This window comes from Rathayibacter sp. AY1A7 (assembly GCF_002930845.1).
Taxonomy (GTDB): domain Bacteria; phylum Actinomycetota; class Actinomycetes; order Actinomycetales; family Microbacteriaceae; genus Rathayibacter.
Genome location: NZ_PSTL01000013.1, coordinates 20,157 through 37,923, shown reverse-complemented (window position 1 = coordinate 37,923; position 17,767 = coordinate 20,157). Strand labels below are relative to the sequence as shown.

Sequence of the window (17,767 nt, the reverse complement as noted above, 5' to 3'; positions counted from 1 at the left end):
CGCGGCGCAACGGGTGCCGCGGATCCGTGCGCCGCTCCATGATCGGAGGGTGCGCGGCCCCGCGCGCATGCACCCGAGGAGTCCCCCGTGATCTACCGAATCCTGCCGTTCCTGCTCACCTTCGTGGCCAAGAAGATCTCGAAGTCGCAGAAGGCCAAGCGCGCCGCCGCCAAGCGCCCGACGTCCAGCGCGAGCAGCAGCCGCCGCTCCTCGTCGCGCCGGGGACGCTGACGCCGCGGTCCCGTCCGCGAGCGCGAGCCGCGGGCGGGACCTTCAGCGCAGGGCGGAGTGCCGCGGCCGCAGGGCGGCCCGCCTCCGCCGGCTAGACCCGGTCGGACCCCGTCTGCGGGTCGTCCTCGTCGGACGTCGTGCGCGCGTCGGGCAGGGCCTCCTCGGCCACGGGCTCCTCGGCCGCGTCCTCGCGCTCGACGATCCGCTCGGCGGTGGTCCGGACGACCTTCCGGCCGACGACCCGGTCGAGCAGCACCACGACGAGCCCCGCGAGAGCGCCGAACAGCGTCACGAAGAGCAGCAGGCTGAAGCCGAAGACCTGCCCGCGGGAGAAGCCCTGAGTCTCGGGCAGCGCGAAGGTCAGCACGAAGGCCGCGATCGCTCCGAGCCCGACGCCGAGGGTCAGGATGCGCCAGACGCGCGGGGAGCGGCGGACGTCGACCTCTTCGCGGGTGACCTCGGGGCGGGCGGGATCGCTCATGCCTCCATTCTCCCCCGCGCGGGCGAGGGCACGGCACCGTGATCGCTCAGAGCGCGTGCACGAGCCGGCCCGCCTGCGCGCGCAGCTCGCGGACGACGGTGCGGACCGAGAGCCGCTCCGCCCGGTCCGGCCGCATCAGCGCGACGATGTGCCGCACGGAGTTCACCCCGCGGAGCGGCTTCACCACCACTCCCGCGCCGCCCGCCGTGTAGCGCGGGAGCACCGCGATGCCCAGGCCCGCCGCGACGAACGCCTCGGTCACGCGGGTCGACGCGAAGCGCTGCTCCACCCGCACCGCCTCGCCGGACGCGGTCTCGATGTCCTGCATCACGCGCTCGAACGGGAACCCGTCCGGGACGCCGATCCAGGTCTCGCCGACCAGGTCCGCCGCCGAGACCGTCGCCCGGTCCGCCAGGCGGTGCCCGACCGGCAGGCCGATGTCGAGGGGCTCGACCATCAGCTCCGCCATCGCGAGGCCGCGGCCGGCCCAGGCGCTTCTGCCGGTGGGCGAGTGGGCGAGCACGATGTCGAAGTCGGCGGTCAGGTCGGCGAACTCGTCGGTGCCGGGGTCCGCGTCCTCGCACTGCACGACGAGCCCCTCGACGCTCCGGAGCGCGACCAGCGCGTTCGGGAGGAGCATCTGGCCCGCGGTGGGGAAGGTCGCGATGGTGACCTCGCCGATCGGGTTGTTCTTGAACGTCTGCCAGACGGCGTCGGCCCGCTCGAGCGCGATCGCGATCTCGGTGGCGCTCCGGGCGAGCTCGCGTCCCGCCGCCGTGAGCACCACACCGCGGCCGGAGCGCTCGATCAGCGGCACGCCGGCCTCGCGCTCGAGCACCTTGAGCTGCTGCGAGACCGCGGAGGGCGTGCGGTGCGTCGCCTCCGCCACGGCCGTGATCGAGCGGCGCATCGAGAGCTCGCGGAGCAGTTCCAGCCGTCGCACGTCCATGTAGAGAAACTACACGTCAGGGCAAGAACAGTTCGATTGTCCTACGGAACACGGGGCCGGACACTGGACGTTGTACACAGCATCCCGGCGGATCGATCAGAAGCCGCCGCAACGAAAGGCAGAACACTCATGAGCATCGCAATCCTCGTCGTCCTCTGTGGCCTCGCCGCATGGGGCACGGTGTCGACGGTGCTCGTCGCCAGCCGCGACGGCTACCGTCAGGTCCCCGCGCAGCACTGAGCCCCGCCGCTCCGCGACAGCACCTCATCGCGTTCCGACGCCGTCTCCCGATCGGGAGGCGGCGTTCTCGCAGCTACGGGGGCTGCTGCCGCTCCTCGGGGAGCGCCTCCCCGCCGCGGCTCCCGGCGGTCGACCATCGGCTCGCCCCGCACACGACGACGGGCCCCCGACCGGAGTCGAGGGCCCGTCGTGCGCGCGGTGCGGCTACTTCGCGGCGGTGCGGCGGCGCAGGCGCGCGACCGTCATGCCCAGACCGAGCAGCAGAGCGGCGATCCCGGCGGCGAACGCGGGGGTCGCGTCCACTCCGGTCTCGGCGAGGTGGTGCGAGCCGGCGACCGGAGCAGTGGTCGGCGTCGGCGCGGGGCCCGTGGTGGGCGGCGTGGTCGGCGCGGGCGTCGGCTCCGTGGTCGGTCCGGGAGTCGGGGTGCCCGCTCCGGCGCCGGCCGCGACGGCGAAGCCGACGCTGATCTCGGTGCCGGTGGTGTCGAGCACGAACGTCGCGGTGTGCGCGCCGCCCGCCAGACTCTCGTCGATCGGGACCGAGAACGAGGCGCGACCGGTCGAGTCGTCGGTGACGGCCCGGGTCGGGTCGATCGTCGCGGTGCCGACGACGGTGCCGTCGACGCTCGCGGTCACGGTGGTGTCGGCCGCGGCTCCGGTGCTGAACAGGAGCGAGGAGAGGTCGACGGTCATCGTGTCGCCGACCGCGTACTCGCCCGAGTCCGGGACGTTGTCGGTCAGGCCGATCGTGCGCTGCACGGGGTCGGGGCTGACGGTGCCGAGGTCCTGGATGTAGCCGACGAAGGCGTCCAGGTCGATGCGGCCGGAGTCGGCCGTGCCGGTGCCCTCGGTGAAGGTGCTGAAGCCGTCGCCGCCGCTCGCGAGGAAGCTGCTGGTCACGACGGTGAAGGTCGCGGCCGGGTCGATCGGCTCGTTCTGGAAGAACACCTGCGAGATGCGCGAGCCCTCGGGCGCCGTGGCGTCGAAGACGTAGGTGAGGTCCTTCGAGGTGGAGAGGTTCAGCTGCGGGTGGCTGGAGCTGCCCACCCACTGCTCCTCGAGCAGGTCGGAGATCTGCTCGCCGGTCAGCTGCAGGGTCACCAGGGTGTTCGCGAAGGGCTGGGCGTCTGAGGCCTCGGCGTAGGTGACCACGCCGTCCGCGTCGCCGGGCTGGTCCGGAGTCGCGGTGTAGGACAGGTCGTCGCGCAGGCCGCCCGCGTTCGAGAAGGCGATCTGCGTGCCGAGCTCACGGGTGGCCCACAGCTGGGCGTCCGAGACGAGGTTGCCGAGGGTCGACTCCGAGCCGCGGTTGGTCGTGGTGCCGTCCGGGCGGTAGGCGCGCGAGATGTCCTCGGTGATGGTGCCGACCTTCACGCTGCCCTCGCGGACGGCGACGGCCTGGGCGTCGGCGACGATGGTCTCGACCTCGGGGTCGGGCTCGAAGGCGCCGACGACGATCGTCTTGGCCGGGTCGTCGGAGGTCGGGTCGTCGACGACCTTCGTCAGCGGCACGACCTCGCTGGTGAGCGAGGTGAGCTGCTTGGTCGCCGGGTCGACGGTCAGGGACATGCGGCCGATGTTCTCGGCGTAGCTGCCGGTCTGCGACACGACGGTCGGGAAGGCCCGGCCCGCGTCGATGCCCGCGTCGTACTCCTGGTGGCTGTGGCCCGAGACGATCGCGTCGACGTTCGGGGCGACCGCGTTGACGATCGCGCCGAACTTGGGGTCCGCCTCCGGAGTGTTCAGCTCGGCCGCGTCGGCGTCGGCTCCCTCGTGCAGGAGCAGGACGACCACGTCGGCCTCGTCGTTGGCGGCGTCGCCGTCCTGGAGCTGCGCGGCGACCTCGTTGACGTTCTCGGCGATCGGCTCGATGGAGAGCGTCGAGATCGTGGCGGGGCTGACGAGCTTGCCGAGGTCCTCGGTGATCGCGCCGATGAAGGCGACGGAGACGCCGTCCTGCTCGGTGATCACGTACGGGGAGTAGGCGCGCTCGCCGGTCGCGGTGTCGTAGAGGTTCGCGTTCACGTAGGGGAACGCCGAGGCGTCCACGACGCGGCCGTCGACGTCGGCGCGGCCCTGGTCGAACTCGTGGTTGCCCAGGGTGCTGACGTCGAGGCCCATCGCGTTGAGCGAGTCGAGCGTGGGGATGTCGCCCTGCACCTTCGACACGAAGGTCGAGGCGCCGATGTTGTCGCCGGCCGAGACGAACAGCGTGTTCGGGTTGGCGGCGCGGTAGGAGTCGACGGCACCGGCGAGCACGGCGGCTCCGGCGACGGCGCGGTCGGCGGCGAGCCGCCCGTGGAAGTCGTTGATCGAGAGGATGTCGATGGCGACATCGCCCTCGGCCGCCGCGGCGGGCGTGGCGCCGAGGAGGGCCGCTCCGGCGACGGCGCCGACGGCGGTCGCGGAGAGGAGTCGGGTGAGGCCGCGTCGGCCCGGGGAAGTACTGCGCATCGTGAAGGGGACTCCAAGCATCGAGCGGTGGATCCGGAGAGGATTCGTGCCGCGTGAGGGGGTTATTCCCAGACAACCCGACGGCGGAGCCCAGGTCAAACGTTCTGACGACGGCTCGCCGCCGCGTTTACGAGAAGTTAACTCGGCGACGCTCAGCCGACGCGCAGGATGGGGAGGAACGGCGTGAGGTCCGCGCGCACTCCGGAGGCGTGGATCCGCCCGCTCGCGAGACCCTCGCTCCACGGCAGCGAGCCGGTCGCGAGCGGCAGCCAGGTCGCCGCGTCCATCTCGATCACGTTCGGCGGAGTCCCGCGGGTGTGGCCCGGGCCCTCGACGCACTGGGCCGCGCCGAACGGCGGAACGCGCACCTCGACGCTGCGCCCGGGGACGTTCGTCTCGATGATCTGCAGGAGGAACCGCACCGCCGTCGCCGTCGTGTTCCGGTCCGCTCCTCCGGCGAGCGCCGCCCGCACCGCGGACTGCCCGCTCGCCTCGTCGATCCTGCCCTTGGCCATCCACCCATCCTGCCGCCGCCGCTCGCTCCCGGAGGCCTCCGCGGGGCTCCTCCCGGCGTGTCGGCGTCCGCAGCGCCGCCCTGCGGAGGAGGACGTCACAGGGACCAGCCCCGGCGCGGGGCGCCCTATCCTGTCAGGGTGAAGATCCTCGTCCTCGGTTCGGGTGCCCGTGAGCACGCCATCATCACGGCTCTCCTCGCGGAGGAGGAGCACCACGAGATCATCGCGGCGCCCGGCAACGCCGGCATCGCGCGCGACGTCGAGGTCATCCACTTCGACACGAACAGCCCCCGGCTGGTCAGCGACTTCGCGGTGGAGCAGGGCATCGAGCTCGTCGTCATCGGCCCCGAGGCGCCCCTGGTCGCCGGAGTCGCCGACGCGCTCCGCAAGCGCCGCATCCCCACCTTCGGCCCCGACCGGGCCGCCGCCGCACTCGAGGGCTCGAAGACCTTCGCGAAGCGCGTGATGGACATGGCCCGCGTGCCCACCGGCCGCGCGACCCGCGTCTCCACCCTTGTCGACGCCACCCGCGCCATCGACGAGTACGGACTCCCCTCGGTCGTCAAGGCCGACGGCCTCGCCGCGGGCAAGGGCGTCCTGGTGACGGAGTCGCGCAGCGCCGCGATCGCGCACGCCGAGTTCTGGCTGCAGTCCGGCGACGTCCTCATCGAGGAGTTCCTCGCCGGCCAGGAGGTCTCCCTCTTCCTCCTCTCCGACGGCCACGACGTCGTCCCCCTCTCCCCCGCGCAGGACTTCAAGCGCCTGAGCGACGGCGACGAGGGGCCGAACACCGGCGGCATGGGCGCCTACTCCCCGCTCCCCTGGCTCGCCGACCGCTGGGAGAGCGAGCGCGCCTTCGTCGACGAGGTGATCGACACGGTCGCCATCCCGACCATCCGCCAGCTCGAGCGCGAGCGCACCCCCTTCGTCGGACTCCTCTACTGCGGCCTCATCGTGACCGACGCGGGCCTGCGCGTGATCGAGTTCAACGCCCGCTTCGGAGACCCCGAGACCCAGGTCGTCCTCCCCCGCCTCGCCTCCCCGCTGTCCGCGCTGCTGCACGCGGCGGCCACCGGCGCGCTCGCCTCCGTCCCGTGGCCCGCGTTCACGGACGAGGTCGCCGTCACCGTCGTCCTCGCGAGCGAGGGCTACCCCGAGAACGCCGTCACCGGACGGACCATCACCGGACTCGACGCGGCGGCGGACGTCCCCGGCGTCACCATCGCCCACGCGGCGACCCAGCTGGTCGACGGGAGCTTCGTCGCCACCGGCGGCCGCGTGCTCAACGTCGTCGCACGCGGTGCCGACTTCGCCGAGGCGCGGGAGCGGGCGTACCGCGCGCTCGACCTGATCCACCTCGACGGCGGGCTGTATCGGAGCGACATCGCGGCGAAGGTCGCGAAGTAGAGCGACCTCAGCGTGATGTCGGCCACGCCGCTCCCCGCGCGGCGTGGCGCGGTCGACTCAGAGACCGGCCGGGTACTCGGAGAGCGGGGCGCGGTCGGCGCGTCCAGAACGCTCGGCACGCGTTCCGGTCGACGCCTCGAGGGTGGCCGGGGTGGGGTGGATCCGCACTCGGACTCGGACCTCCGCGACACGGGCTCGCGGCGGAGGTCGGTCGCCTCGCGGGGGGCGGGTCAGGCCAGGGTGCGGAGGGCCTCGGCGAGGTGGGGGTGCGCGAAGGTGAAGCCGGCGTCCTCGAGGCGGGCGGGCACGACCCAGCGGGACTTGAGCAGGAGCTCGGACTCGGTGCGGAGCAGGAGCGTCGCGGGCTCGAGGACGAAGCGCGGAGCCGGCACGCCGATCCGGCGGCCGACGGCGGCGCGGAGCAGCCGGGAGAGCTCGGTGTTGTCGCTCGGATTCGGCGACGCGAGGTTCACCGGCCCGTCGAGGGTCGACTCCTCGAGGAAGCGGATCGACCGGTGGACGTCCTCCACGTGGATCCAGCTGAAGTGCTGACGGCCGCGGGTGCGCCGGTGCTCGTGGTGCACACCGGCCTCGCGGCGCGCGCGCGTCGAGGGCCACGGCCCGTCGAACTGCGGACCGCCGAGGCCGAGCCGCGCCAGCCGCAGCAGGATCGCCGTCGCCGGACCGTCTCCGAGCACGATGGACATCCGCAGCGCCACGCGCCGCACGCCGGGCGTCTCCCCGGCGAAGAACTCCGACTCCCACGCCCGCGCCACGTCGACCGAGAAGCCCTCGCCGAGCACGCCCTCGTCCTCGGTGTTCGCCCGCTCCTCCTCGTGCCGGTAGATCGTGGCCGTGCTCGCGTTCATCCAGACCGGCGGAGGAGTCGCGGCCGCCGCGACCGCGCGGTGCAGCTCCGCGGTGGTCGCCACGCGCGAGCGGAGGATCTCGGCGCGGTTCGCCGCGGTGTACCGGCAGTCGACGCTCTTGCCGGCCAGGTTCACCAGGAGGCGCGCACCGTCGAGGACCCGGGTGATGCCGGCGGTGTCGCCCCAGCGCGCGTCCGGCCCGGAGCGGCCGATCCTCCGCACCGTCCAGCCGTCTGCCGTGAAGCGGCGGGTGAGGTCCGTCCCGAGGAATCCGCTCGCACCGGCGAGGACGACGACGGGGTCAGCGGTGCTGCTCATCGCCCCATCGTGCCGCACGGCGCCGGAGTCACGGGGAGGACTCGTCGCAGGCGCGCTGCCGGTATGCGAGGTGAGTGGAGGCGGGTCTCGATCAGCCGCCGAGCGACCCCGCACCGCGGAGCAGCCGCGCCGCGGCGAGCGCCCCGGCCAGCCGCTCGGCGAACCCCGGCGGCACCTCGGCGGGCAGCGCGTCGACCGGCCACCAGGCCACGTCGTCGCTCTCGTCGCTGACCGTCACGGGAGCGTCCGGGTCGGCGATCGCGCCGTAGCCCACGTCCCAGTGTCGGGAGCAGCGGCCGAAGCCGTCGCCGAGCGCGTGCCGGTCGAGGTCGAGGGGCAGGACGCCGAGCGGCTGCAGCCGTGCAGCTCCGCTCTCCTCCCGCGCCTCGCGGAGGGCCGCGTCGGCCGTGGAGTCGTCGCCGGGCTCGACATGACCGCCGAGCTGCACCCAGAACCGGCCCTTGCGGTGGAAGCAGAGCAGCACCTGCGCCAGATTCGGCGAGAGCACGAAGCAGCTCGCCGTGACGTGCTCGGATCCGCCGTCGCGCTCGAGCGCCGACTCGCCGCGCTGCTCGAGGAACGCCAGGTACTCGTCCCGCAGGTCCGCGAGCGCGCCCGCGTCCCACTCCCGCAGCTCGCCCGCCAGCCGCGTCCCTCGCTCCCCCGTCACGCGAAGGACCCTACCTCCCCTCCGCGAGCTGCCACTCCGGTGCGCGGCACGGCGTGCGTGGCGTACCGGAGCGGCGTCTCGCGGAGGGAGGAGGGACGGGAGCGTCAGACGGAGAGGCCGGAGAGGCCCTCGCGGTCGACGCGGCGGTGGAAGCGCATGCCGGCGAGACCGCCGAGCACGGCGCCGACCAGCGCGACGACCAGGGCGGCGAGCGCCGTCACGACCGCCGCGGCCGTGGCGTCGCCGGCGTCCAGGGGGATCGTCGGGAAGCCGCTCACCGCGGAGAGCGCCTGGCTGCCGCCGGTGATCGCCGAGACGATGCCCACGACGATCGCGACGACGACCGCCCAGGCCCACACTCCGACGCCCTGCTTCGCTCCGCTGAAGCGGGCCATGCGGCCTGCCACGTAGCCGCCGCAGTAGTAGGCGACGAGGAGGATGACCAGCAGGGCGATCGCGCCCGCCCAGCCGAACGCGGCGGGGTCGGCCGCGAGGTCGCCGGTGACGTCCTGGGTGCCGATGACGGCGGCCCCGATCGCGGTGACGAGGGCGGTCAGGAGGACGGCGAGTCCGGTGGCGGCGAGCCAGCCGAAGAAGGCGCAGCCGATCTTGAAGCCGCCGAAGCGGTCGCGCTCGCGCTGGTGGATGTCCTTGCGCGCGGCCGCACGGGCCTGCTTCGCCTCGGCGGAGTCGGGGTCGACGGGCGCGGGGTGCTCGGGAGCCGAATGCGCGGAGTCGGAGCGGTCCGTCGAGGCGGAACGGTCCGAGGAGGCGGAACGGTCCGGAGTCGCGGAGCGGTCCGTCGCCGCAGCCGCTCCCGTATCCCCCGCGGAGTCGATGCGCGCCGTGCCGCCCGCCGCCGAGCCCTCTGCCCGTCGCGGCAGTCCGCCGTCAGCCGGATCCCTGTCTGTCGTGCTCATGTCGAACCTCCTGGCCGAGCGCCCCGAAGAAGGGCGACACGCTCAGTCAAGACCCAGGGAGCCCTCGGTGTCGCGGGCTTGACGACACGACGGAGCGGTCCGGGCGTCAACCCCCTGCGCCCCCTCCCTCCCACCCGCTTGCATGGAGGGACCGACCGACGACACGAGAGGGAGAGTCATGACTCCGGAATCCCCCGAGCAGACACCGCCCGGCACCGAGGCCGAGCTGACGCCGAAGGCCGACCACGGCGAGACCACCTACCGCGGCACCGGCCGCCTCAGCGGCAAGGTCGCCCTCATCACGGGCGGCGACAGCGGCATCGGCAAGGCCGTCGCGATCGCGTTCGCGCGCGAGGGCGCCGACGTGGCGATCTCGTACCTCGACGAGCACGACGACGCCGAGGACACCGCCAAGTGGGTCCGGGAGGCCGGCCGCGAGGCGCTGCTCCTCCCCGGCGACCTGCAGGACCCGGCGCACTGCCGCGCCGTCGTCACCGAGACCGTCGAGCGCTTCGGCCACCTCGAGGTGCTCGTCAGCAACGCCGCCTTCCAGATGAGCCGCGAGAGCGTCACCGACATCCCGGACGAGGAGTGGGACCGCACGATCGCGACGAACATCAGCGCCTACTTCCACCTCGTGAAGTCGGCGCTGCCCCACCTGAAGGAGGGCGCATCGATCATCGCGACGAGCTCGGTGCAGTCCGACCAGCCGTCGTACCAGCTGCTCCCCTACGCCGCCACGAAGTCGGCGATCCTCAGCCTCACCGCCTCGTTCGCGCAGGCGCTCGGCGAGAAGGGCATCCGCGCCAATTCCGTCGCGCCCGGCCCGATCTGGACGCCGCTCATCCCCTCGACCATGCCGGAGGAGGCCGTCGCCGAGTTCGGCGAGCAGGTCCCGCTGGGCCGCCCCGGGCAGCCGGCCGAGGTGGCCCCCGCCTACGTCCTCCTCGCCTCCGACGAGGCGAGCTACATCAGCGGGTCGACGATCGCCGTCACCGGCGGGAAGCCGATCCTCTGATCACGCTCCAGGGCACCGCTCACCCGCAGGATTCCGCGATAGGTTCCTGCGGGTGAGTGTGCACATCCGCAGCATCGAGACGGCGGTGCCGACCACGGTCCTGCGCCAGTCCGAGGTGCGCGACCTCTTCGCGTCCCAGCCCGCGATGACCCGGCTCGGGTCCCGCCTGATCGGCGCGGCCTTCGACGCGTCCGGCATCGACACCCGCAGCACGGTGGTCGACGAGCTCGACCGGGTCGAGCGGGAGGGCGCGAGCGTCTTCTACGACGCGGGGAGCGGCCTGGTGCTCGATCCGGGGACCGCCGCGCGCAACGCCGTCTACACCGAGCGCGCTCCCGAGCTCTTCACAGAGGCGGCCCGCCGCGCCCTCGCATCCGCGTCGATGACGGCCGAGGACGTCACCCACGTGGTGACCGTCTCCTGCACCGGCTTCTACGCTCCGGGGCCCGACTACCAGCTGGTCCGCCGCCTCGGCCTCGCGCCCTCGACGCAGCGCTTCCACCTCGGCTTCATGGGCTGCTACGGCGCCTTCCCCGGCCTGCGCGCCGCCCGCCAGTTCTGCGAGGCCGACCCGGAGGCGGTCGTCCTCGTCGTCGCGGTCGAGCTGTGCACCATCCACCTCACCAGCTCCAACGACCCGGAGCAGATCGTCGCGACCTCCGTCTTCGCCGACGGCGGAGCGGCGGCCGTCGTCACCGCCCGCGAGGCCGCGCCCGGCACCCCGGTGCTCGAGCTCGACGCGCTCGCCACGACGCTCACCGACGAGGGCGAGACCGAGATGGCGTGGACGATCGGCGACCACGGCTTCTCGATGCGGCTGAGCACCTACGTGCCCTCGATCATCGGAGCGAACATCGAGGCGGCCGTTGCCCCGCTGCTGGCCGGCGCCGAGGTCGAGCGGAGCGACGTGCGGCGCTGGGCGATCCACCCCGGCGGCCGCAGCATCCTCGACAAGGTGCAGGCCTCGCTCGCCCTCAGCGACGAGCAGCTGGCCCCGTCGCGCGAGGTGCTGCGGACCAACGGCAACATGTCGAGCGCGACCGTCCTCTTCATCCTGCGGCGCCTGCTGCACGGCGAGGCGGCCGACGGCGAGCGGATCGGCGCGATGGCGTTCGGGCCCGGCCTCACCGTCGAGCTCGCGCTGCTCACCAAGCGGGGCGGGGAGTGACTCCGCGCGCCCCTCTCGCGCCGGATCTGCGCCACCGCGAGGTCTCCGAGCAGGAGCTGATGGACGACCCGGACTGCGACCAGACCCTGCTCGACGCCACCTACGCCCGCTTCGGCACCGTGAACCGGCTGGTCTCGGGGTGGCGCGTCCTCTACCGCTCGCGCCTGCGTCCGCTGCTGCGGCCCGACGAGCCGTTCCGCCTGCTCGACATCGGATCGGGAGGCGGCGACGTCGCCCGCTCCCTCGCCGGCTGGGCCCACGAGGACGGCCTCCGCCTGGCGATCACCGCCGTCGATCCGGACGAGCGCGCCTCCGCCTTCGCCACGTCGACGCCCGCGCCGCCCGGAGTCGAGTTCCGCCGCGCGAGCAGCGCCGACCTGGTCGCCGAGGGCGAGCACTTCGACCTGGTGACCTCCAACCACGTGCTGCACCACCTGTCGCCGGAGTCGCTCGCCGACCTGCTCGCCGACAGCGAGCGCCTGGCCCCGCGCGCCCTCCACAACGACATCGAGCGCTCGCGGCTGGCCTACACGGCCTACCTGCTGGCCACACGACCGATCGCGGCCGGCTCGTTCCTCCACTACGACGGGTCGCTGTCGGTGCGGCGCAGCTTCACCGCCGCCGAGCTGCGGGCTGTGGCGCCCGAGGGGTGGCGGGTCGAGCGCGCGGCGCCCTACCGGCTGCTGCTCGCGCGGGGCGAGGTGTGAGGACGCGGCGGAGGGCGAGCGCTTCCGGTCCGCTCTGGCTGGGCGCCGCCGCTGTCAGCTACTCCGCCAACTGCGCCCTCGGCACCGCCGTCGCCACCGGCGCTCTCCGCACGGGCCGCTGGCACTGGATCCATCACGCGCTCTACATCTGCACGTCGACGCTCACCGCTCTGGCCTGGGCGACGCTGCGACGGTCGGACACCCGCGCCGCGTCCGCGCTGGCTCCCGCCGCCGTCCCGCTGGCGGTGATCCCCTTCGCGGGGACGCACGGACGCCGGCACCCGGCGATCGCGCTGGCGGCGGCTCCGTTCGTGCTCGCCGCTCTCGGGCGGACGCGGCGGCCGGCGCGCCGCCGAGGCGTGCTCCAGCGTCTCAGGGCCGGGTCAGCCCTGCGCTGACGCGCCCCGGCTTCTAGCGCGGGGGCTCGACGTCGCGGTCGGGGTCGGAGCGGTACGAGCGCAGCGCCTGCCAGCCGGCGATCGCGAGGATCAGCGCGCCGCAGAGCATCGTCAGCAGGTTCGGCACCGAGAAGCCGCTGCCCACGACCGAGTTGATGCCCGCGCCGAGCACGAACACACCTCCGAGAAGGTAGAAGATGACCCTCGTCTTCACCGTTCCACCGCTTCCCTCGAGCCTGCACAGGACCCTCGATGCTACCGCGCGCGCCCCGGGCCGCCGCCGCTCCCCCCTCTGCGCGATCGATCGGGGCAGGATCGAGGCATGGAGTTCCTCGATGTCGTCCGGCGCCGGAAGACCACCAACGGCGCGTTCCTGCCCGACCCCGTCTCCGAGGAGCACCAGCGGCTCCTGATGGAGGTGGCCGGCCGGGCGCCCTCGCAGCTCAACAGCCAGCCGTGGCGGTTCGTGCTCGTCGAGGAGCGCGAGACGATCGACCGGATCGCCGCGATCAGCGGCGAGAGCATGACCACCGCGATGTCGAACGGCACGTTCTTCGAGCGCTACAAGCCCTACTTCCGCTTCAGCAGCGAGGAGATGGAGCAGCGGCGCGACGGGATGCTGTTCGACAAGCTGCCGGCTCCGCTCCGCCCCTTCACGAAGCAGGTCTTCACGAAGCGCGGGCAGTTCCTGATGAACTCCCTCCGCGTCCCGCAGACGCTCGGTGAGGAGAACCGCCGGCTCGTCGCGGGATCGCCGCTGCTGCTCGGGGTGATGCTCGACCGCTCCGAGTACCGGCCGGGCGAGCTCTCCTCCTTCTACTCGGTGTTCAGCATGGGCGCCGCGATGGAGAACGTCTGGCTGAGCACGGTCGAGCTGGGGATGGGGATCCAGTTCGTGTCGTTCCCGATGGAGGTGCCGGGAGCGTGGGCGCGGATCGAGTCGCTGCTCGCCGTGCCCGACGAGCTGGAGCTGATGGCGGTGTACCGGCTCGGCTACCTGCCTCCGGAGCAGCGGCGGCCGGCGATCGACTGGTCCTCGCACCAGCGGAAGCTTCCGTCGCAGTACGTCTTCCGCGGCACCTGCGCGACTCCGCAGGAGGGGTGGGACGCGCCGGCCGGGCCGTGACGGGATCCTGAGCGGCGCGGCCGGCAGCTGGAGGTGCCCGCGCTCGCTCCCGGGCCGGCCCCGGCCGACGGGAGATCCGCGACGGAGCATCGACTCTCGCTACATGCGTCGGCTAACGTGGCGCCCAGCACGCCCGGCAGTGCTACGTCCCGTCCGCGGGACTGTCAATGGGGGTCCGGCGTGTCTCCTGCCCGATTCCCCGCACCGGGGTCCGAGCGGATACCGTCCCCCGAGGAGCCGTCCGCCAGGGCCGGCCCGATGAACGAAGGGGGCCCGTGGCCACGCTCATCTACGGACCGCAGAACCTCGAGATCGAATTCGAGGAGCGCGTCCTCGCGCACCTGAAGGTCGCCGTCCTCTCGAAGCTGCGCCGCAACGAAGCCTTCTCGCTCTCGTGGATGGAGGACGCCTCCACCGGACACGGCCGGAGCTCCGTCTGGCTGCACCCGTCGGTGCCGCTGCACTTCCGCTTCACCGAGGCGCACCAGCCCAAGCTCAACCGCGCGTGGATCGAGCAGATGCTCAGCGTCGCCAGCATGCACGGCGAGCTCTCGGTCCTGCCGGAGCCCGAGGAGCAGCGCCAGGGCTCCTGAGCTCCGCCGCTCCTGGGCCCCGCTGCCCCCTGATCGCACGGCCGTCAACCCCGTCCCCTCTGCGGGGGACGCGAAGTACCGTCGAGAAGACGTCCCCGGAACCATCGGCGGACGTCGACGGACGGAGACGACCATGACGGACACCGCGCGAGCGACCGGCCTGCCCACCCTCACCCCGGTGCGGACGCTCCGCAAGGAGCAGCCGATCGAGCCGCGCCGCGTGCCGGACTCCGTCTCCGTCGGCTCCCAGCCGGTCATCGGCTGCCGGATCGACGTGAGCGGCCGCTCCTTCGTCGTCGAGCTCGACATGGCCGGCATCTTCCTGCGCCAGGTGCGCCGGAGCCTGCGCGAGGGCGAGGGCGGCCTCGTGCTGCTGCGCCACGTCGACGGGATCGAGATGATCCCGTTCTCGCGCGCGACGCCGTTCGACGTCTCGGACATCGTCTGCCCCGAGGGCGTCGAGCCCGCGGACGCCCGCTCGGCCCTGGGGCTCCGCGACCGCTGAGCCGCGACGGGCGGCGTGCTCCGCCCCGCGCCCGCCGCTGAGCGGGATCAGGCGGGGAGCGACGCCTCGATCAGGTCGACGATCCGCGGGTCGTCGGGCTCGACCGTCGGGCGGAACCGGTGGACCGTGCCGTCGGCCGTGATCAGGAACTTCTCGAAGTTCCACTTCACCCGGCCGGCCTTGCCGTTCTCGTCCTCCGCCTTGGTGAGCTCCGCGTAGAGCGGGTGCGCCGAGCGGCCGTTGACCCGGACCTTCTCGAACATCGGGAAGGTGACCCCCCCAGGTCGTCGAGCAGTACGCCTTGATCTTGTCCTCGTCGCTCAGCTCCTGGAGGAACTGGTTGCTCGGGAAGCCGAGGACCGTGAATCCGCGCTCCCCGTAGCTCTTCTGAAGGGCCTCGAGCTTCTCGTACTGCGGGGCGAGGCCGCAGCGGGAGGCGACGTTGACGATCAGCCGCACGGGCGGGTAGTCGGCGAGGGTCGACGTGGTGCCGTCGATCGTGGTGAGGGGGATGTCGGCGATCGTGTCGGGCACGGAGGGCTCCTTCGGACGTGGTGCGTCGACGCTACTCCCCGCCGCCGAGGGAACCCCGAGTCGTGGAGGCGGCTCGCTGCGGGTTCCCGCGACGGTCCGGGGTTCCCTCGGCGCGCACCTGCCTCCACCATGGGGGGATGGCCGCCTCGCAGCAGATCGTCTCGGTCGGCGGGCGGAGGCTGCGGCTGACGAACCTCGACAAGGTCGTCTACCCGGAGACGGGCTTCACCAAGGCCGACGTGCTCTCCTACTACGCCTCCGTCGCCTCCGCGATGCTGCCCCATCTCGCGCGCCGCCCGGTCACCCGGAAGCGCTGGGTCGACGGAGTGGGCACCGCCGAGCATCCGGGCGAGGTCTTCTTCGAGAAGAATCTCCCCTCCTCCGCCCCCTACTGGCTGAGCCGGACCCGGCTCGCGCACTCGTCGCGCGACGTCGAGTACCCGCTGGTCGACGACGTCGCCGGGCTCACCTGGCTGGCGCAGCAGGCGGCGCTCGAGCTGCACGTCCCGCAGTGGCGGGTGGGCTCCGACGGCGAGCGCCGTCCGCCCGACCGTCTCGTGCTCGACCTCGACCCGGGCGAGGGGGCGGGCCTCGCCGAGTGCGCCGAGGTCGCGTTCCTCGCCCGCGACCTGCTGGAGGGGATGGGGCTGGCTCCGCTGCCGGTGACCAGCGGGAGCAAGGGGATCCACCTCTACTGCCCGCTGGACGCCTCCGCCTCCAGCGACCAGATCTCGGCGGTCGCGCACGAGCTGGCGCGCGCTCTCGAGTCGGACCACCGCGACCTCGTCGTCTCGGACATGAAGAAGACCCTGCGCGAGGGCAAGGTCCTCGTCGACTGGAGCCAGAACAGCGCGGCGAAGACGACCATCGCCCCCTACTCCCTCCGGGGGCGCCTCCGGCCGGCCGCTGCCGCGCCCCGCACGTGGGAGGAGCTGGGTGCCGACAACCTGCGCCATTTGTCGCCCGACGAGGTGGTGGAGCGGCTGCGGAGCGACGGCGACCTCCTCCGCCCGCTGCTCGCCGCCCGGGGTGCCGGGCTCGAGCCGACCCCGGAGCGGATGGCGGGCTTCGCCGCGACGGACGCCTCCTCCGACCGCTTGGCGACCTACCGCAGCATGCGCGACGCGTCGAAGACGCCGGAGCCGGTGCCTGAGGCGGCGTCCGCGGGCACCTCCTCGGGCGACTCCTTCGTCATCCAGGAGCACCACGCGCGGCGCCTGCACTACGACTTCCGGCTCGAGCACGACGGCGTCCTGGTCAGCTGGGCGGTGCCGAAGGGCCCGCCGCTGGAGGGTGACCCGAACCGGCTCGCGGTGCAGACCGAGGACCACCCCCTCGAGTACGCGACCTTCGAGGGCACGATCCCGGTCGGCGAGTACGGCGGCGGCGAGGTGCGCATCTGGGACGAGGGCACCTACGCGCTCGAGAAGTGGCGCGAGGGGAAGGAGGTGATCGCGGTGCTGACCGGCCGCCCCGACGGCGGGCTCGGCGGCGAGCCCCGTCGCTACGCCCTGCTGCACACGGGCTCGAGGGAGGGCGCCGAGAAGAACTGGCTCCTGCACCTGATGGCGCCGGGTCCCGCTCACGGGCACGGGACGCAGCGACGGGGCCGGGCGGCCGCGTCCGCCGCGTCGCCCGCTCCCCGCCCCGCACCCTCCGCCGACCGCCCGGCCGAGGACTCCGCTCCGCGCCGCCACCGCCCCATGCTCGCCACGGCCGGACGCCGCGGCGACGTGGACCCCGGGGCCGCGATCGAGATGAAGTGGGACGGCTACCGCGCTCTCGTGCGGGTGCAGGGCGGCACCGCGACCCTCACGAGCCGCAACGGCAACGACCTGACCGCGGCGTTCCCCGACCTGCTCGCCCCGCTCGCCGAGGCCGCCGCCGACGCCGTGCTCGACGGCGAGATCGTCGCCCTCGACGCTCGCGGGCGCCCCGACTTCGGCGCCCTGCAGACCCGCGGCGGGCTGACGAAGCCGCGCGAGATCGAGGCGGCCGCCCGGTCCACTCCGGTGCACCTGATGGTCTTCGACCTGCTCGAGCGCGCAGGAGAGGACCTGACCGGGTGCGATTACGACACCCGTCGCTCGGCACTGGTCGAGCTCGTCGCCGAGAACGAGCGCGTGCACGTCCCGTCCGTGTTCGACGGCGACCTGGAGGAGGCGATGGCCACCAGCCGCACCCTCGGCCTCGAGGGCGTGGTCGCCAAGCGCCGCGACTCGCGCTACCAGGAGGGCAGCCGCTCGCGCGACTGGATCAAGCTCACCCACCACCGGCTGCAGGAGGTCGTGATCGTGGGCTGGCGCGAGGGCGAGGGCGGCCTGCAGGGGTCGGTCGGGGCGCTGCTGACCGCGATCCCCGGCGAGGACGGGCTCGCGTACTCGGGCCGTGTGGGCACCGGCTTCAGTGACCGCGAGCGCCGCGGACTGGTCGACCGCCTGGCCGAGCACGCCACCGAGGAGCCCGCCGTCTCCGTCCCTCCGCTCGAGTCGCGCGGCGTGCACTGGGTGTCGCCCGTCCTGGTCGGCGAGGTCCGCTACCGCGAGCGCACCGCCTCCGGCACCCTCCGCCAGCCGGTCTGGCGCGGCTGGCGCGCCGACAAGGCCGCCGAGGACGTCCGCGTGGAGGAGCCGGGCAGCTGATCCTCCGGTCTTCCCACGGAGA

At 73.2% G+C, this 17,767-nt stretch carries 18 protein-coding genes and 1 pseudogene; 10 read left to right on the top strand and 9 right to left on the bottom strand.

What is annotated here, in order from left to right; genetic code table 11:
• The first annotated feature begins 87 nt into the window (after window positions 1–87).
• Window positions 88–231 (top strand): hypothetical protein, encoded by a 144-nt coding sequence (locus tag C5B95_RS17515; protein WP_181028791.1) that lies wholly within the window; start codon window positions 88–90, stop codon window positions 229–231.
• Window positions 232–322: 91 nt separating this feature from the next.
• Here the strand turns inward: C5B95_RS17515 and C5B95_RS11245 are convergent, their stop codons facing one another.
• The 4 genes from C5B95_RS11245 to C5B95_RS11230 form a co-directional block, all read right to left on the bottom strand.
• The gene (locus C5B95_RS11245) at window positions 323–712 is read right to left on the bottom strand and encodes a hypothetical protein (protein ID WP_104250788.1); all 390 of its coding nucleotides are present in this window, start codon (window positions 710–712) and stop codon (window positions 323–325) included.
• Between the two features lie 46 nt (window positions 713–758).
• Window positions 759–1,661, bottom strand: a complete 903-nt coding sequence (locus C5B95_RS11240) for a LysR family transcriptional regulator (RefSeq protein ID WP_104257884.1) — start codon at window positions 1,659–1,661, stop codon at window positions 759–761.
• A gap of 444 nt (window positions 1,662–2,105) precedes the next feature.
• Entirely contained in the window at window positions 2,106–4,355 is a 2,250-nt protein-coding gene (locus tag C5B95_RS11235) for a bifunctional UDP-sugar hydrolase/5'-nucleotidase (protein ID WP_181065537.1), read from the bottom strand.
• Between the two features lie 152 nt (window positions 4,356–4,507).
• Window positions 4,508–4,870 carry a sterol carrier family protein gene (locus C5B95_RS11230; protein WP_104223770.1) on the bottom strand — a complete coding sequence of 121 codons (363 nt, stop codon included), beginning with the start codon at window positions 4,868–4,870 and terminating at the stop codon, window positions 4,508–4,510.
• A gap of 138 nt (window positions 4,871–5,008) precedes the next feature.
• Between C5B95_RS11230 and purD the strand changes: the two genes are divergently transcribed.
• A complete protein-coding gene (gene purD, locus C5B95_RS11225) occupies window positions 5,009–6,277 on the top strand; it encodes a phosphoribosylamine--glycine ligase (protein ID WP_104233829.1) in 1,269 nt (422 codons plus the stop codon).
• A 230-nt stretch (window positions 6,278–6,507) separates the two neighbouring features.
• On the opposite strand, the gene C5B95_RS11220 is transcribed toward purD, so the two are convergent.
• The 3 genes from C5B95_RS11220 to C5B95_RS11210 form a co-directional block, all read right to left on the bottom strand.
• On the bottom strand, window positions 6,508–7,464 hold the full coding sequence (locus tag C5B95_RS11220) for an epimerase (protein ID WP_104269334.1): 957 nt from the start codon (window positions 7,462–7,464) through the stop codon (window positions 6,508–6,510).
• 91 nt (window positions 7,465–7,555) lie between these two features.
• Window positions 7,556–8,134, bottom strand: coding sequence for an NUDIX hydrolase (locus C5B95_RS11215; RefSeq protein ID WP_258059957.1), 579 nt, complete (start codon window positions 8,132–8,134; stop codon window positions 7,556–7,558).
• 104 nt (window positions 8,135–8,238) lie between these two features.
• The gene (locus C5B95_RS11210; protein WP_258059956.1) at window positions 8,239–9,054 is read right to left on the bottom strand and encodes a hypothetical protein; all 816 of its coding nucleotides are present in this window, start codon (window positions 9,052–9,054) and stop codon (window positions 8,239–8,241) included.
• A gap of 178 nt (window positions 9,055–9,232) precedes the next feature.
• Between C5B95_RS11210 and C5B95_RS11205 the strand changes: the two genes are divergently transcribed.
• From C5B95_RS11205 to C5B95_RS11190, 4 genes are read left to right on the top strand one after another with little or no spacing between them, the layout of a single operon-like run.
• Window positions 9,233–10,072 (top strand): SDR family oxidoreductase, encoded by an 840-nt coding sequence (locus C5B95_RS11205; protein ID WP_104233826.1) that lies wholly within the window; start codon window positions 9,233–9,235, stop codon window positions 10,070–10,072.
• A gap of 52 nt (window positions 10,073–10,124) precedes the next feature.
• The gene (locus tag C5B95_RS11200; protein WP_104326065.1) at window positions 10,125–11,240 is read left to right on the top strand and encodes a type III polyketide synthase; all 1,116 of its coding nucleotides are present in this window, start codon (window positions 10,125–10,127) and stop codon (window positions 11,238–11,240) included.
• Window positions 11,237–11,947, top strand: a complete 711-nt coding sequence (locus tag C5B95_RS11195) for a class I SAM-dependent methyltransferase (RefSeq protein WP_258059955.1) — start codon at window positions 11,237–11,239, stop codon at window positions 11,945–11,947. Before C5B95_RS11200 ends, C5B95_RS11195 begins: the two co-directional genes overlap by 4 nt.
• Complete coding sequence (locus C5B95_RS11190; protein WP_104223775.1) at window positions 11,944–12,345, top strand: hypothetical protein; 402 nt, start codon at window positions 11,944–11,946, stop codon at window positions 12,343–12,345. Before C5B95_RS11195 ends, C5B95_RS11190 begins: the two co-directional genes overlap by 4 nt.
• Before the next feature lie 13 nt (window positions 12,346–12,358).
• On the opposite strand, the gene C5B95_RS11185 is transcribed toward C5B95_RS11190, so the two are convergent.
• Window positions 12,359–12,559, bottom strand: a complete 201-nt coding sequence (locus C5B95_RS11185) for a hypothetical protein (RefSeq protein ID WP_104223776.1) — start codon at window positions 12,557–12,559, stop codon at window positions 12,359–12,361.
• A 108-nt stretch (window positions 12,560–12,667) separates the two neighbouring features.
• On the opposite strand from C5B95_RS11185, the gene C5B95_RS11180 reads away from it, so the two are divergent.
• The 3 genes from C5B95_RS11180 to C5B95_RS11170 all read left to right on the top strand — a co-directional run bounded on the left by C5B95_RS11180 (window position 12,668) and on the right by C5B95_RS11170 (window position 14,569).
• On the top strand, window positions 12,668–13,471 hold the full coding sequence (locus C5B95_RS11180; RefSeq protein WP_104256039.1) for a nitroreductase family protein: 804 nt from the start codon (window positions 12,668–12,670) through the stop codon (window positions 13,469–13,471).
• Window positions 13,472–13,746: 275 nt separating this feature from the next.
• The gene (locus C5B95_RS11175; RefSeq protein WP_244229547.1) at window positions 13,747–14,064 is read left to right on the top strand and encodes a hypothetical protein; all 318 of its coding nucleotides are present in this window, start codon (window positions 13,747–13,749) and stop codon (window positions 14,062–14,064) included.
• 133 nt (window positions 14,065–14,197) lie between these two features.
• Window positions 14,198–14,569 (top strand): hypothetical protein, encoded by a 372-nt coding sequence (locus C5B95_RS11170; RefSeq protein ID WP_104223778.1) that lies wholly within the window; start codon window positions 14,198–14,200, stop codon window positions 14,567–14,569.
• A 47-nt stretch (window positions 14,570–14,616) separates the two neighbouring features.
• Here C5B95_RS11170 and C5B95_RS11165 read toward each other — a convergent pair.
• A pseudogene (locus C5B95_RS11165) lies at window positions 14,617–15,103 on the bottom strand (glutathione peroxidase).
• A 137-nt stretch (window positions 15,104–15,240) separates the two neighbouring features.
• Between C5B95_RS11165 and C5B95_RS11160 the strand changes: the two are divergent.
• Complete coding sequence (locus C5B95_RS11160; RefSeq protein WP_104349187.1) at window positions 15,241–17,745, top strand: ATP-dependent DNA ligase; 2,505 nt, start codon at window positions 15,241–15,243, stop codon at window positions 17,743–17,745.
• The last annotated feature ends 22 nt before the right edge of the window (window positions 17,746–17,767 follow it).